Origin of the sequence: Nitratireductor soli (assembly GCF_001050155.1) — a bacterium.
GTDB lineage: Bacteria > Pseudomonadota > Alphaproteobacteria > Rhizobiales > Rhizobiaceae > Nitratireductor > Nitratireductor soli.
Map to the genome: position 1 here is coordinate 294,005 of NZ_LFVY01000004.1, position 15,007 is coordinate 309,011.

Here is a 15,007-nt window from a genome sequence, read left to right on the forward strand (position 1 = left end):
GCGATGCGGGAGAGATTGCGTCTCATGGGCATGGTGAAGGATGACGCGGCGCTTCTGGCGCTGTTCGAGGAGCTGGCGCTTGCCGCCGGCCGCGCGATCATGGATCATTATGCGGCCGGTTTCGAGGTCGAGACCAAGGCCGACTCCTCGCCGGTGACGGCAGCCGACCGGGCCGCGGAGCGCGTGATTCTCGACGGGTTTGCGGCTGCCGGTCTGGGCACGCCCTGCGTTTCCGAGGAGGAAGCCTCCGGCGGCGTCATTCCGGCCTGCGGCGATGGCAATTTCCTGCTCGTCGATCCGCTCGACGGCACGCGCGAGTTCATCGAGCGGCGGCCGGACTTCACCGTCAACATCGCGCTGATCCGCGCCGGCGATCCAGCGCTGGGCGTGGTCTATGCGCCGGCGCGTGACCTTCTCTATGCCGCGCGGCCAGGCACAGCCTTCGAGGTGACGGTCGACAAGGGGCGCGCCGTCTCGCGGCGTCAGATCCACGCGCGCATCATGCGCACGCCGCCGGCCATCCTCGCCAGCCGCTCGCATTGCACCGACGAGACGCGCGCCTTCATCGCCGGCCACCCGGGAGCCGAGACGTTGTCGATCGGCTCGTCGCTGAAATTCTGCATGATCGCCCGCGGCGATGCCGATCTCTATCCGCGTTACGGCCGCACCATGCAGTGGGACACGGCGGCGGGCGACGCCGTGTTGCGCGCGGCAGGCGGTATGGCGCGGACGCTCGATGGCGCACCGCTGACCTATGGTCCGAAACAGGGCCGGGGACTAGAGGCGTTCGTCAGCCCGTCTTTCATCGCTGAAGGCGCGCACGCCTTAGACATCTGACAGTTCGTCCCGCCAGGGCGGATTGGCGCCGGCGCGCGATACGGTGATCGCGGCAGCGCGCGAAGCGAAGGCGATGGCTTCGACAATCTGTTCCTCGGTGAGCGCGGCGATCCGCTCCTTGCGCAAAAGTCCGTTCTCGCTGAGCGCGGCCAGAAGCGCGCCATTGAACGTGTCGCCCGCTCCCACCGTATCGACCACCGTCACGGGGTTGGCGGCCACGAACACCTTGTCTTGCTTCGTATAGGCGGTTGCGCCCTTACCGCCGTCCGTCAGGATGACGAGGCTGGGACCGCGCGCCAGCCAGCGCCGGGCAATCGCGTCGGCATCGCCATCTTCGCCGAACCAGGCAAGATCGTCGGCGGAGATTTTCACGATGTCGGCCAGTGCGGTCATGCGCTGCATGCGCGCCCTGTGGTTTGCCGTGTGGGAAATGAAGGCCGGGCGAATGTTCGGGTCGAGCATCGTCACGCGGCTTTTGCTTTCGCGCGCCATCAGCGCCTCGTAAGCCGAGCCACAAGGCTCCGACACCAGGCTGATGCCGCCGAAAAGCAGCGCCTCCACATCCGCGCCAAGGGCTGGAAGGTCGGCTGGCTCGATCATGCGGCCGGCGGTGTTTTCGTCGTAGAAACTGTATTCCGCGTGGCCGTCGGTGAGCGTTACGAAGGCAAGCGTGGTGGGGCGGTTGGAGAAGCGCGCCAGGGACAGATCAACATGGCTTTCCTCCAGCTTGCTGCGCAGCATCTTGCCGAAAAGATCACCCGACAGGCCGGAGAAGAAACCGCAGCCGACGCCCAGCCGGCCGATGGCGATGGCGCTGTTGAAGACGGAGCCGCCGGCATGCGGCGCGAAGGCGGCTTCGCCTTCTACAGACCGGCGCGGCAGCATGTCGATCAGGGCCTCGCCGCAGCAAAGGATCATGCATTGTCCTCCCGTTTCTTCGGTTAGAGCGCCGTGCGTCCATTCGGACGCACAAAGGACGCTCTAACTCTTTGAATCTACACATCGTTCTTTCCGAAAATCGATTCCGATTTTCGGGCCGATGCTGTAGGCAGTAGAGGGATGTGGTCGGGTTGGCAACGGGGAGAGGGGCATCGACCAATCGCGACGACCAGAAACATCAGTGAAAATTCCGCCCCTTCGGCAAGACGCGCACATCGCGCGGGTGACGCCACAGGCTCTGTGTCGTTGTCGCCTGCGCCTCGGCTTTCGCCTGCGCGTCGGGGGCGGTCATGGCGTCCATCAGCTCGGGTGAAAGATCGATCAGCCGGCGGGCGATCACATGAATCACCTCGCGTTCCTTCTGCAGAACGCCCTCCACGGCGACCATGCGCGCGCCGAACACGACGCGGCGGTGTTTTTCGAAGACGCGCGGCCAGACGATGGCGTTGGCAATGCCCGTCTCGTCCTCCAGCGTCATGAAGATGACGCCGCTCGCCGTGCCCGGCCGCTGGCGGACGAGCACGAGGCCGGCGACACGGACGAAGCGGCCGGCGGGCGTGTCGACCAGCGTTCTGGTCTGCTGGATGCGCCGTTGCACCAGATGCTCGCGCAGAAAGGAGACTGGGTGCGCCTTCAGCGACAGGCTGAGCGTGCCGTAATCCTCGACCACATGCTCGCCGGGCAGGAGGGCCGGCAGATCGACCGCCGGTTCTGCCTGCAGGGGAGGAGAAGCCGCCCGCTTTGCCTCGGAAAACAGCGGCAAATCCTCGGCGGCCGAACGTGTGCCCTGGTGCCCGCTGAGGCCGCGCACTTCCCACAGGGCGGCGCGCCGGTCGAGGCCGATGGAGCGGAAGGCGTCGGCCTCGGCCAGCCGGCGCAACGAGAACATGTCGATGCCGGCGCGGAAATAGAGGTCGCGCACGCTGCCGAAACCCTGGCCGCGCGCGGCGAGGATTTTCAATGCCGCCTCCTCGCGGATGCCATCCACCTGGCGCAGGCCGAGCCGCAGCGCATGGCGTATCGTGCCCGATGTGTCCGCCGGCTCCAGCACGTGATCCCAGAAGCTGTGATTGACGTCGACGGCGCGTGTCTCGCCGCCATGATCGCGGAAGTCGCGCACGATGGAGGCGGCGGAATAAAAGCCCATGGGCTGCGAATTGAGCAATGCGCAGGCGAAGACGTCCGGATAATGGCATTTCAGCCAGGACGAGGCATAGGCGAGCAGCGCGAAGCTCGCCGAATGGCTCTCGGGGAAACCGTAGTCGCTAAAGCCCTCGATCTGCTTGAAACAACGCTCGGCGAAATCCCTGGCATAATTGTTGGCGAGCATGCCCTGGATGAAATCCTGGCGAAAATTGTCGATCGTGCCGGTGCGGCGGAAGGTGGCCATGGCGCGGCGCAGCTTGTCGGCCTTGGCCGGCGAAAAGCCGGCGCCGACGATGGCGATCTTCATCGCCTGCTCCTGGAACAGGGGAACGCCATAGGTTTTCTCCAGAACGGCGCGCAGTGCCTCCGACGGATAATCGACATCTTCCTTCCCGTCGCGGCGGCGCAGGTAGGGATGCACCATGTCGCCCTGGATCGGCCCGGGGCGAACGATGGCGATCTCGATGACCAGGTCATAGAAATTATTCGGGCGCAGCCGCGGCAGCATCGACATCTGCGCCCGGCTTTCGATCTGGAAGACGCCGATCGTGTCGGCCTTCTGGATCATCCGATAGGTGGGGCGATCGTCGCGCGGCACGGTGGCGAGCGTGCGGTGTTCGCCATAATGATCGCGCAACAGGTCGAAGCTCTTGCGCAGACAGGTGAGCATGCCGAGCGACAGGACATCCACTTTGAGGATTTTCAGCGTGTCGAGGTCGTCCTTGTCCCATTCCACCATGGTGCGGTCGTCCATGGCGGCATTGACGATGGGCACCATCTCGTCGAGCGGCCCGCGCGTCATGACGAAACCGCCCACATGCTGCGACAGGTGGCGGGGAAAGCCGATCAGCTGCTTCACCAGAAGCAGGGTCTGGCGCAGGCGCGGATCCGTCGGGTCGAGACCGGCTTCGCGGAGTTGCGCGCCTGCCGGCGTCTTTTCCGAATGGCCCCAGACGAGGCCGGTCATGGCGGCGACGATGTCCGGCGACAGGCCCATTGCCTTGCCGGCCTCGCGCACGGCGCTGCGCGTGCGGTAGGAGATGACGGTGGCGGCAAGCCCGGCGCGGTGGCGGCCGTATTTGCCGTAGATGTACTGCATCACCTCTTCGCGCCGCTCATGCTCGAAATCGACGTCGATGTCCGGCGGCTCGCCGCGCTCGGCGGAAATGAAGCGCTCGAACAGGAGGTCGATCTCGGCCGGGTTGACCGAGGTGACGCCGAGGCAATAGCAGACGACGGAATTGGCTGCCGAACCGCGCCCCTGGCAGAGGATGGGCGGCTTCTGCGCGCGGGCGAAGCGCACGATGTCGTGCACGGTGAGGAAATAGGCGGCGTAGTTCAACGAAGCGATAAGCTGCAATTCATGGGCGATCATGCCTTTGATCTTGTCGCTGAGCGCCGCGCCGAAGCGCTCTCGCGCGCCAAGCCAGGTGAGGCGGTCCAGCTCCTCCTGCGGCGTGGCGCTTTCACCGGCGGATTCCTCGGGATATTCGTAGGACAATTCATCGAGCGAGAAATGGCAGTCGTCCATCACCGCGGCCGAGCGCGCCACGGCATCCTCATGGCCGCGCAGCAGGCGGGCCATCTCCGCCGGGGGCTTCAGGTGCCGTTCGGCATTGCGCTCCAGGCGAAAGCCCGCTTCGTCGATGGTGCAGTGGGCGCGGATGCAGGTGATGAGATCCTGCAGGGGACGGCGCGCCGGCGTGTGGTAGAGCACGTCGTTGGTGGCGATAAGCGGCGTGCCGCAGGCGATGGAAAGCGCATGAAGCCGACGCTGGCGCAGACCATCATTGGCGCGGCGATAGGGCGTGAGCGCCAGGAAGACCGATCCGGGAAAGAGGGCGGCGAGCCGGCGCAGGCCATCTTCGAAATCCGCGCCGAAATCATAAGGCGGCATGGCGATGAGACGCTGCCCGCCTTGCAGGAGCGCCAGGTCGTCGAAATGCAAATGACATTCGCCTTTCGGCGCGCGCCGGTTGCCGATGGTCAACATCCGTGTGAGGCGGCCATAGGCGGATTTGTCGGTGGGGAAGCACAGCGCCTCGAAACCGTCCATCAGCACCAGCCGGGCGCCGACGACAAGGCGAATCTTCTGCTCCTTCGCCTCCACATGCGCCCGCACCACGCCGGCCAGCGAGTTGCGGTCGGCAATGCCGATCGCCGCATGGCCAAGCTGGGCGGCCATGGCGACCAGCTCCTGCGGATGCGAGCCGCCGCGCAGGAAGCTGAAATTGCTGGTGACGCCGAGCTCGGCGAAGGGGGGAGCGTCGCTCATGCGAACACACCATGGATGAACCAGCGCGGCACGTCTTCGCCGCGCTCGTAGAGCCCATCGCGAAACAGCCAGAAACGGCGACCCGCCTCATCCTCGATGCGATAATAGTCGCGCGTCTTGCGGCTCGCCCCGGCGGGCGCCAGCCACCATTCGGGTGCGATGCGCTCCGGCCCCTCGGCGCGCGCCACGCGATGCGCCACGCGCCGCCATTCGAAGCGCGTCGGCGGGCCGTCCGGCACTTCGGCAAGCGTGGTGACGGGTTCCGGAACGGCAAACAGAAACAGCGGCCGGGCGAATGGAGCGCCATCCTGAACGACGCGTGCATGGGCGCGCCAATCGTGGCTTCTCATCGATTTGAGGACGGAGGCGGCGCGGGCGGCCCGCTCGGGAATGTAGCTCGCATAAGGCTGGGGCCGTGTCACATGGCGCGCACCGAAACGATTGACCAGGCGGTCGAGCAGGGGCGCGATGTCGCCGCGCGCACCGGCCAGCGCTTCATCGCCCAGATCCTGTTGTCGCCCGGCCAGTTCCTCCACCTGCAAGGCGCTCAAACTGGCCGCCTCGAAGCCGAAGCCGGCATGGTCCTCGATACGGTCGAGCCGCTCGCCAAGCAGGCGGGCGAGATGGCGGGGATCGCGCGTGGCGGTGCTGGTGGCAAGCGGCAGCGCCTCGAACCAGCCATCGACACGGAACAGGCGCAACTCCACGCGCCGCGCGCCCTTGGCCGCGTGTTCGAGGTCGATTGCCAGGTCGCGCGTCAGCCGGTCGATGGCGACCTCGATCGCCTCGCGGGTGACGATGGGCTCGGCGAAACGGCATGTGGCGGAATGCAGCACCGGCGGGCTGAGCGGGCCGAAACTTGCTTCCTCATGGCCAAGCGCCTCGTCCAGCCGGCGCAGGACAAAGGGGCCGAAGCGGGCGGCAAGCGGCGCACGCGGCTTGTCCAGAAGATCACCGATGCGCTTCAGGCCAAGCTTTTCGAGCGCCGAGAGGGTGGTCGCATCCAGGCAAAGGGCGGCAATGGGCAGCGGCGCCAGGCAGGCGCGCAAATCCTGGCGGGCAACGGCCAGGCGTGGACTGGCCGCATGGCGCGCCAGACCCCAGGCAGCACCGATGGTCGGTGCAATAGCCAGTCGCGCCGTCAGGCCGAAGCCGCCAAGCCTTTCGGCCAGCATATCGAGGAGGCCGGCTTCACCACCGAACAGATGGGCACAGCCGGTGATGTCGAGGCTCACCCCATCGGGCGCGTCGACGCGGGTGAAGGGGGAATAGCACTGGCACCACAGCGCCAGTCGGACGAGCGACCGATGATCGCCGGCAAGATCCGCATGGCCCACTTTCAGGGTCGGGTGGATGGCGCGCGCATCGGCCAGCGCCATGCCGGGCAGGAAACCGAGCTGCTCGGCCGCCCGGTTGAGCGCGGTGATGTGCTGGCCGCTGTCCGAGGTGGTGACAAGCACCAGGGCTTCATCTTCACGAAGCTTCTGCCCATGAGGTGCCAGGGCGGTCATCAGGGCGGTTGTCAGCGCCATGCGCCCATGCCGGCGCTCGATCGGCCAGCGGGGCAGGAAGACGGAAAGAAAGCGTTTCATGATCCCATTCGACATCCCATCCATCGGGCTGGTTGCTGAGCCAGCCGCCGGGCGTTCCTTTCTTGCATTTGGTGAGCTTGACCTGCCAGCGCGGCGCTCCCAATCCAAAACCCAGTCCAGGCCTTGCCCCCATTGCCGGGACTGGTGCGGGCAGGCTGGGCAGGGAGGCCACCGACCAGCGCGTTTCGGCCGCCGTCGACATGCCCGGATTTTCCCTGCCGCGGAAGATGAACGCGGTGACGCCTTGCCTGGCCGCGCGCATGGCAAGCCGCCGGCTGGCGGAAAAATCATAGTCATGCGCATTTTCCGGCAGGACGCCGACCACGGCGGCCAGAGGCGCATGCGCCAGCCCTTCCTCCAGCGCCCACAGGATGTCGATCGACTTGCGCGCCGCGATCTGGATCAGCCGGTCCGGATCGAAGCCGAGGGCGGCCAGCCCGAGCGGATAAAGTCCGCCCTCGCGAAACCCCAGATGCGCCGGGGCAGCCCAGAGAATCTGGCCCGGCCGGCTGCGGGCGATGCGCGCCAGAAGGCAAAAGCCGAAGCCGATGCCGGCGGCGAAATCACCATGGGTCGCCGGCACCAGCTCGTGCAGCGCACCCGTTGCCAGCCCATGCTCGGGCAGGGCCGCATCGAGCGCTGCCGGCCCGAGAGCGACCGCCGGCCGCTTGATCGGTGTCAGGCGCTCCTGGGCGGCAATGCGCCGCCGCAGAATTTCGATGTCAAAGGCGTGACTCATAACGCAAACCCGGTCCGCACATCATGACGGAAGGGCGGGCGCGGATAACGGGCGCGCGCCTGCCATGCCATAGTCATGGATATCGGGAATTTTCTCCGATCGTCTGTTTTCACTGTTTTTATTCAGATTTAATGGCAATGCTTGCGCGCGCGGCGAGGCAGTCAGCCAATCTTCAAGGCGCCGTTCTTTTTGCTCTGGCGACGTGCCGGCTCCGGCCTGGGCGCAAACGGCCTGAAACGGGCACGACGCGGAAGGACCTTTGGCGCAAAACTGTCTGCCGAGCTGTTGCATCAGCACGTGATGATCTTCCATGTCGGCCGCGCCCCAGGCGTCCGGCGCCTGCCGGTTGAGCAGCCGCACCGCACGCTCCAGCCCGGTCCGGGCGGGCAGCAGGCCGAGGCAACGGGCCGCACGCCAATGGGCCGTGTCGACGACAAGGATGCGTTTTTGCAGCGTGCTGAGATTGAGCGTGGCGGTGCTGGTCTTGGGGCCGACGCCATACAGACGCTCAAGCCAGGCAAGCGCCGGCTCGACCGGCCAGGGTTTTAGGAAATCGAGCGTCAGTTCACCGCGCAGGCCGAGGATTTCCTGCAAGGCCCTGGGTAGGGCGACGGCCTTGCGCTCCGCATGGGTGATGTCGTCAAGCAGCGGGTCGATCTCATGGAACGAGGCATTGGCCAATCCTGTCCAGCGGCCATGGTGCTTCACCACTTCGAAATGCTGCACCAGCAGGCTAAAGACACCCAGGGCGATGTCGCTGCGCGTCCTGGCGCTGAGGATCGCCAGGATCATCTGGCTCACCGGATCAAGGCGATGACAGGCCGGCGGCGGGCCAAACGCTCCCAGCAAGCGCTGGTGCAGGCGCGCAAGCCGGTTGAACGACGCAAGGGGCAGGGTGTATTGCATGCCCCATGATAGGAACAAAAAGGGAACAAATCAATCGTTTTGCGCGATGCGAATCCATCCATCCCGCCAAATGCAAAGGCCGCCAGACAGATTTCGCTCGCCTTTTTCAAGGTGGCGAAATCTGCTGGCGGCCTTTTGCAGCGTTCTGCCGACGCTTTGCAAAGAGTCCCCTCTGGACCCGAACGATACGAAGCATCAATCGTGCCAGACGGCGAGTTCCTGCTTTAAGGTATTATATTCAAAGGCTTGCGTTCTCACGGGATGATTCGGTTCGATGCCGGGGCCAGGGCCACTGGCCAAACGAAAAGCACCATGCCTGCGATTTACGCAGGGCCGGTTACACAGGGCCTGGCGGAAATCCTGCCAGTATAGTGACGGGGTATCTTCAGATGGCCACTTCCACCCGGTTGCGGCCCGCTGCCCGCGCCTGGTTGAGAGCGGTGTCGGCCTGCCCGAGCGCCGTCCAGAACCCTTCCTTGCGCGGCAAGGGTGTGTGGAGACCGACGCTGACCGTCAAGGGCAGGGTGGTGCCATCGATCGAGAACGGTGCCTCGGCCACCGCCCGCTGCACGCGCTCGGCAAGGCCGAACGCCCGCTCCGCGTCATAGGCAGGAAGAACAAGCGCAATGGCCTGCCCGCCGAAGCTCGCCACCATGTCCGTCTGCCTGACATTGGCCTGGACGACCGCCGCGACGTGGCGCAGCGCCTGTTCGCCGACCGTGCGTCCATGGCTGTCGAGAAGGCTGTCGAAGGCGTCGATGTCGATGACCGCCATCGAATAGGGCTGGCCGGCCCAATTCATCGCTTCGGCCAGTTCCGGCCCCAGCTTGTCGAAAACCCGCCGGTTCAGAAGACCCGTCAGCGGGTCGGTCGCCGCCTCCGAGGCGCGGGTTTCGCGGGTTCGAAACCGGGTTCGCTGCACCTCAAGCATCTGCCCGACCAGCACCGTGCAGACAGCCACGGCAAGCGTTGCCGGCAGCATGACGGCGCGGGCGGCGTTCAGCGTGGTCTGCAGGGGCAGAAGGAGGATGACCATCAGCGCCACGGTGGACAGCAGGCCGGCGACAACCAGCATGCCGAGCGAGATTGCCCGGCCTTTGGCGACACGGGCAAAGACAAAGCCGATGATTGCGCACAGAACGACGCCGAGAAGGCCGCTCGCATCGCCGAGCCAGAAGCGGCCGGCCGCCGCCACGAGAATGGTGGAGATCGCTGTCCACCAGCCGCCATAGGCCATGGCCAGCACGACGAACACGTTTCCAACCCCGAAGGGCAGGCCCGCTGCCGCTGTAGCCGACAGAAACATGGGGGCGACACTGGCGGCGGAAAAAAGCGTCGCCATCAGGATTCTTTTCTGCGCCGCCGAAGCCGGCCGCTGCAGCAGACCTCCGTAAAGCAGGGCCGCAATGGCAGCTATGCCCAGACCCGTCAGGAAATGGGACGCCACGGCAATCATGCTCATCAAGCCAACTCCCCGAATCGCGCCGGTGCAGACACTACAGTGGTCTCAATGACACTAAATCGCCAAACCAATATTGGTTCCCTCCATACAGTATGGCCGATAGAGGCGGCAAAAGACAAGGAAACCTGCCTAATACCAAGGGAGACAACTATTGACCGATCTGATGGGACAGGCTCTCGTGCGCCGTGGCGGCGTTGCGCCGCGCTTACGATGCAAAGGCATCGCGGCGCACGAGCCGCGCCTTGCCACGACACGCGATACCTCCGGTCAGATCGGTCAATAGTTGTCTCCCTTGGTATAAGCACCGGTGGTAACCGCATCTTTACGCAACGGCAGTATTGAACCTGTGCGAAAGACGATGCGGTGGGCAGAATGCGAACGTTGTTTGATCGATTCTACACGCTTGGCATCTGGCTGCAGGCCCTGATCGTTACCCTTTCTGCCACGATCGGTGCCGATCTTCTGACACTTTTCTTCTATTCGATCTTCTTTTCCGACCGTTTGACGCTCGATCTCATCTTGACGGCGATCATCACCGTCGCGATCGCCTATCCGATCAGTTATGTTTTCCTGAGCAAGACGGCGATGGTTGCGCGTCTGGCGGTCGAACTGGACAAGGCGGCAACCACCGATTTTCTGACCGGTCTGCGCAACCGTCGCGACTTCATGCAGGCGGCGCAGGATCAGATCAATGGTGCGATGTCGTCCGCCGGCGCCGTCCTTTTCGTCGATGTCGACCATTTCAAACGCATCAACGATCAATTCGGCCATGCCGAGGGCGACCGCATCCTGGTGCTGGTCGCCGAGGCCATTCGCGCCAGCGTGCGCGATGAAGACATTGCCGCGCGTGTCGGCGGCGAGGAATTCGCCATCTTCATGCCGGGCGCAGATCTGCCGGCGGCCCGTCGCGTTTCCGAGCGCATCTGGTTGAACTGCCGCCTTGTCGCACGCGGTTCGGACCAAGGTGGAATCACCACCACCGTCAGCATCGGCCTGTCGATGCATCGTCCGCACCAATCGCTGGATGATCTGCTGAAGGAAGCCGATTCCCTTCTCTACAAGGCCAAGAAGGCTGGCCGCGACCAGGTCGCGCACATTCAGCCCCATGAGGTCGTTGCCTGAGGGCAAGCGGAGCGTCAGCGTACCGGTTGAAGAAACCGGTTCAAGCTCCAGGAAAATACACAAGAAAAACTGGTCGGAGTGGCAGGATTCGAACCTGCGACCCCCTCGTCCCGAACGAGGTGCGCTACCAGGCTGCGCTACACTCCGTGACCAGACCGCGGGCTTATAGCGGTCACATCGGTTCTCCGCAAGATGAAACCGTCATCAATAGGGGCTTTCGACGTCGCCCATCTCCACATAAACGGATTTGAGTTGCGAATAGTGCGCCAGTGCCGCGCGGGCGTTCTCGCGGCCGATGCCGGATTGCTTGAAACCGCCGAAGGGCAATTCGACCGGAGTCAGATTATAGGCGTTGATCCAACACGTGCCGGCGTCCAGTGCAGCGATGACGCGGTGCGCGCGCGCAAGGTCGCGCGTGAAGACGCCGGCGGCGAGGCCGAATTCGGTGTCATTGGCGCGTGCGATCACCTCATCCTCCTCCTCGAATGTCAGGACGCTCATCACCGGCCCGAAAATCTCCTCGCGCGCAATGCGCATGTGATCGCCCACTTCGGTGAAGATGGTCGGCTCCACGTAGTAGCCGCCTTCGAACCCCTGGAGCTTCGGCGTGCCGCCGCCCAGGTGAAGGGTTGCGCCTTCCTCCTGGCCAATGGCGATGTAGCCCATCACCTTGTCGCGTTGCGCCCGGCTGATCAGCGGGCCGAGATGCGTCTCCGGGTCGAGCGGGTCGCCGAGGCGGATTGCCTTGGTGCGCCGGGTCAGATCGTCGAGGAAGTGCTCGTAAATGCCCTTCTGCACGAAGACACGCGTGCCGTTCGAGCAGATCTGACCGGTCGAATAGAAATTGGCAAGAAGCGCGCCCCCAACGGCGTTTTTGACATCGGCGTCGTCGAAGACGATCAGCGGCGACTTGCCGCCCAGTTCCATCGTCGCGTGTTTCATCTTGCCGCCGGCGAGAGCCTGAACCTTCCTGCCGGTCTCGACGGACCCGGTGAGCGACACTTTGGCCGTTGCCGGATGGGTGACGAGGGTCGCGCCAACATTCCCTAGCCCCTGGACGACATTGAAGAGCCCGTCGGGCAGGCCGGCCTCGGTGAAGATTTCGGCGAGCGCCAGGGCGGTAAGCGGCGTCAGTTCCGACGGCTTGAACACCATGGCGTTGCCCATGGCGAGCGCCGGCGCCGCCTTCCAGCCGGCGATCTGGATCGGATAATTCCACGCGCCGATGCCGACGCAGACGCCGAGCGGCTCGCGGCGGGTATAGCCGAAGGACTGGCCGAGATCGACCTGTTCCCCGGTGAAGGAGGCAACGGCGCCACCGAAAAACTCCAGCGCCTCGGCGGCCGACGGCGCGTCGGCCACCAGCGTTTCCTGCAACGCCTTGCCCGTGTTCAAGGTCTCGAGCCTGGCAAGATCGTCATTGCGCGCCAGGACAAGTTCCGCCGCGCGGCGTAGGATCCGCCCGCGCTCCACCGGCTTGAGCCTCGCCCAGGCGGGCTGCGCGGAACGCGCCGCTTCCATGGCCAGTTCAACGATGTTCTCGGTGGCCGAATGCACGCGGGCGATGGTCTCTCCCGTGGCCGGATAAAGGACGTCGATAACCGCGCCTTGCTCGTCTTCCACATAGCGGCCGTTGATGTAGTGCGATGCTTTTGGCTGCGCGCGCATGCTTGCTCCGGTGACTGCCCTGACCCTAGCGATCCGAGTCCCGCCAGCGCGGGTTGATCCAGGGTTCCTGATTTGACGGCTCGAGCGGCGTCTTGTCCAGCAAATGGTCCGCCGCCTTCTCGCCGACCATGATCGACGGCGCGTTGAGATTGCCGTTGGTGATGCGTGGGAAGATGGAGGAATCGGCGACCCGAAGACCATCGACGCCGATCACCCGGCACTTTTCGTCAACCACGCTTGAGCGGTCGTCCCTGGCGCCCATGCGGCAGGTGCCGCAGGGGTGATAGGCGCTTTCGGCATGCTGGCGGATGAAATCGTCAAGTTCCGCGTCCGATTGCACATCTTCGCCAGGGGCGATCTCGCGGCCACGATACGGGCTGAAGGCTGCTTGGGAAAAGATCTCGCGGGTGAGGCGGATGCAGTGGCGGAAGTCGCTCCAGTCGTCGGGATGCGACATGTAGTTGAAGCGGATTTCCGGCTTCTCCCAGGCATCCGGAGAGGCCAGCCGCACCGTGCCGCGCGACTTCGAACGCATCGGCCCCACATGCGCCTGGAAGCCATGGCTCCTGGCTGCCGCCTTGCCGTCATAGCGGATGGCGACGGGCAGGAAATGATACTGGATATCGGGATAGTCGACGCCGGCGCGCGAGCGCAGGAAGGCGCCTGCCTCGAAATGGTTCGATGTTCCAAGGCCCGATTTGAAGAACAGCCATTCGGCGCCGATCAAGGCTTTCGAAACGAGGTTGAGCTTCGAATAGAGCGTGACGGGTTTCAGCGATTCCTGCTGGATGTAGAGTTCGAGATGGTCCTGCAGATTGCCGCCGACGCCCGGCCGGTCGGCGACCACCTCGATGCCGTTCTGCCGCAAATGCGCCGCCGGGCCGATGCCCGACAGCATCAGCAGTTTCGGTGAATTGACCGCCGAGGCGGCGATGACGACTTCACGCCGCGCCCTGACCCGTTGAATCTGCCCGCGTCTCTCGATCTCCACGCCGATGGCGCGTTGATTCTCGATGACAATACGCTGCGCGAAGCCGTTGATCAGATTCACGTTCGGGCGTTTCAAGGCGGGCTTCAGATAGGCATTGGCCGTCGACCACCGGCGGCCCTTATGGATGGTCTGTTCGAGCGCGCCGAACCCTTCCTGCTTGCCGCCATTATAGTCGTCCGTCGGCTCGAAACCGGCCTGGCGGCCTGCCTCGACGAAGGCCGCAAACAGCGGGTTGTCCCGTGGGCCACGGCGCACGTGCAGGGGCCCGTTCAAGCCGCGCCACCCAGCCTCGCCCTCCGGTGCATTCTCCATGCGCTTGAAATAGGGCAGCACATCGGCAAAGCCCCAGCCGGCCGCGCCCTGTTCGGCCCAGTAATCAAAGTCGCGTGCATGGCCGCGCACATAGACCATGCCGTTGATCGATGAGGACCCGCCGACCACCTTGCCGCGCGGCGTGGCGAGCACGCGGCCGCCCAGATGCGGCTCGGGCTGGCTCTCGAAGCCCCAGTCGTAGCGGGCCATGTTCATGGGAAAGGAGAGGGCGGCCGGCATCTGGATGAAGGGGCCGATATCGCTGCCGCCATATTCGATGACGATGACCGAGTGCTGGCCATCCTCGGACAGGCGATAGGCAAGTGCGGCTCCGGCCGAACCGGAGCCGATGATGATGAAATCGGCTTCAAGCACGATGCGTGCTCCGCGCCAGCGCCATATCGAGATGGTCTTCGACCAGCGCGATCGCTGCCGCTGAATCTGCGACACCTTCGCCGAGCGCGCGGCGCAGATAAAGCCCGTCGATGAGCGCGGCGATCCCCTGCGCGGTGCGGATGGCGTCCGGCCTGTCGAACTGGGCAAGGCCGCTTAGAAGATCGCTGTGAAGCCGCCGCACATAGATGCGGAACAGGCGGCCAAGGGCCGCATTGCGCCGCGCCTCGACATAGAACGCAAGCCAGGCCGCTATGATCTCGGGCCGGAACTGCTCCTGCGAAAGGTTGACACGGATCAGCGCGCGGACCCGGTCGACCCCGGCGAGCGGAGCAATCGCCGGGCGCACTTGCGCACCCAGCTCGGCCAGGATGTGGCGCATGGTGGCGAACAGGAGATCGTCCTTGCCGCCGAAGTAATGGTGGGCAAGCGCCGCCGAGACGCCGGCGCGCCCGGCAATGTCGGACATCGTCACATCGAGCGCGCCGCGCTCACCGACGGCGCTGATGGCCGCGTCGATCAATGCACGGCGGCGTATGGGTTCCATTCCGATCTTGGGCATGGAGGAGGATTTATTATTGATTGATCAGTCAATCAAGAAAAATCGAATTTTCGACACTTCACC

General features: G+C 64.7%; 11 protein-coding genes and 1 tRNA gene. 2 read left to right on the top strand and 10 right to left on the bottom strand.

Annotation, left to right across the window (positions count from 1 at the left end; genetic code table 11):
• Positions 1–24: 24 nt before the first annotated feature.
• Positions 25–837, top strand: coding sequence for a 3'(2'),5'-bisphosphate nucleotidase CysQ (gene cysQ / locus AB843_RS07020; RefSeq protein WP_048646080.1), 813 nt, complete (start codon positions 25–27; stop codon positions 835–837).
• Here the strand turns inward: cysQ and AB843_RS07025 are convergent.
• The 6 genes from AB843_RS07025 to AB843_RS07050 all read right to left on the bottom strand — a co-directional run bounded on the left by AB843_RS07025 (position 826) and on the right by AB843_RS07050 (position 9,896).
• A complete protein-coding gene (locus AB843_RS07025) occupies positions 826–1,755 on the bottom strand; it encodes a carbohydrate kinase family protein (RefSeq protein WP_048646081.1) in 930 nt (309 codons plus the stop codon). The two genes, cysQ and AB843_RS07025, sit on opposite strands and share 12 nt — an antisense overlap.
• A gap of 199 nt (positions 1,756–1,954) precedes the next feature.
• On the bottom strand, positions 1,955–5,197 hold the full coding sequence (locus AB843_RS07030) for an error-prone DNA polymerase (protein WP_048646082.1): 3,243 nt from the start codon (positions 5,195–5,197) through the stop codon (positions 1,955–1,957).
• Entirely contained in the window at positions 5,194–6,789 is a 1,596-nt protein-coding gene (locus tag AB843_RS07035) for a Y-family DNA polymerase (protein ID WP_244467917.1), read from the bottom strand. The genes AB843_RS07030 and AB843_RS07035 overlap by 4 nt, the downstream gene beginning before the upstream one ends.
• Complete coding sequence (locus AB843_RS07040; RefSeq protein ID WP_048646083.1) at positions 6,671–7,528, bottom strand: ImuA family protein; 858 nt, start codon at positions 7,526–7,528, stop codon at positions 6,671–6,673. The genes AB843_RS07035 and AB843_RS07040 overlap by 119 nt, the downstream gene beginning before the upstream one ends.
• Before the next feature lie 21 nt (positions 7,529–7,549).
• Positions 7,550–8,434 (bottom strand): endonuclease III domain-containing protein, encoded by an 885-nt coding sequence (locus AB843_RS07045; RefSeq protein ID WP_206412812.1) that lies wholly within the window; start codon positions 8,432–8,434, stop codon positions 7,550–7,552.
• Between the two features lie 385 nt (positions 8,435–8,819).
• Complete coding sequence (locus tag AB843_RS07050) at positions 8,820–9,896, bottom strand: GGDEF domain-containing protein (RefSeq protein ID WP_048646084.1); 1,077 nt, start codon at positions 9,894–9,896, stop codon at positions 8,820–8,822.
• 372 nt (positions 9,897–10,268) lie between these two features.
• Between AB843_RS07050 and AB843_RS07055 the strand changes: the two genes are divergently transcribed.
• Positions 10,269–11,018 (top strand): GGDEF domain-containing protein, encoded by a 750-nt coding sequence (locus AB843_RS07055; protein WP_048646085.1) that lies wholly within the window; start codon positions 10,269–10,271, stop codon positions 11,016–11,018.
• Positions 11,019–11,088: 70 nt separating this feature from the next.
• On the opposite strand, the gene AB843_RS07060 is transcribed toward AB843_RS07055, so the two are convergent.
• The 4 genes from AB843_RS07060 to betI all read right to left on the bottom strand — a co-directional run bounded on the left by AB843_RS07060 (position 11,089) and on the right by betI (position 14,944).
• Positions 11,089–11,165 (bottom strand) — tRNA-Pro (locus AB843_RS07060).
• Positions 11,166–11,222: 57 nt separating this feature from the next.
• On the bottom strand, positions 11,223–12,686 hold the full coding sequence (gene betB / locus AB843_RS07065) for a betaine-aldehyde dehydrogenase (RefSeq protein WP_048646086.1): 1,464 nt from the start codon (positions 12,684–12,686) through the stop codon (positions 11,223–11,225).
• 25 nt (positions 12,687–12,711) lie between these two features.
• Complete coding sequence (gene betA / locus AB843_RS07070; protein ID WP_048646087.1) at positions 12,712–14,364, bottom strand: choline dehydrogenase; 1,653 nt, start codon at positions 14,362–14,364, stop codon at positions 12,712–12,714.
• On the bottom strand, positions 14,357–14,944 hold the full coding sequence (gene betI, locus AB843_RS07075; protein ID WP_048646088.1) for a transcriptional regulator BetI: 588 nt from the start codon (positions 14,942–14,944) through the stop codon (positions 14,357–14,359). The genes betA and betI overlap by 8 nt, the downstream gene beginning before the upstream one ends.
• Between the last annotated feature and the right edge of the window lie 63 nt (positions 14,945–15,007).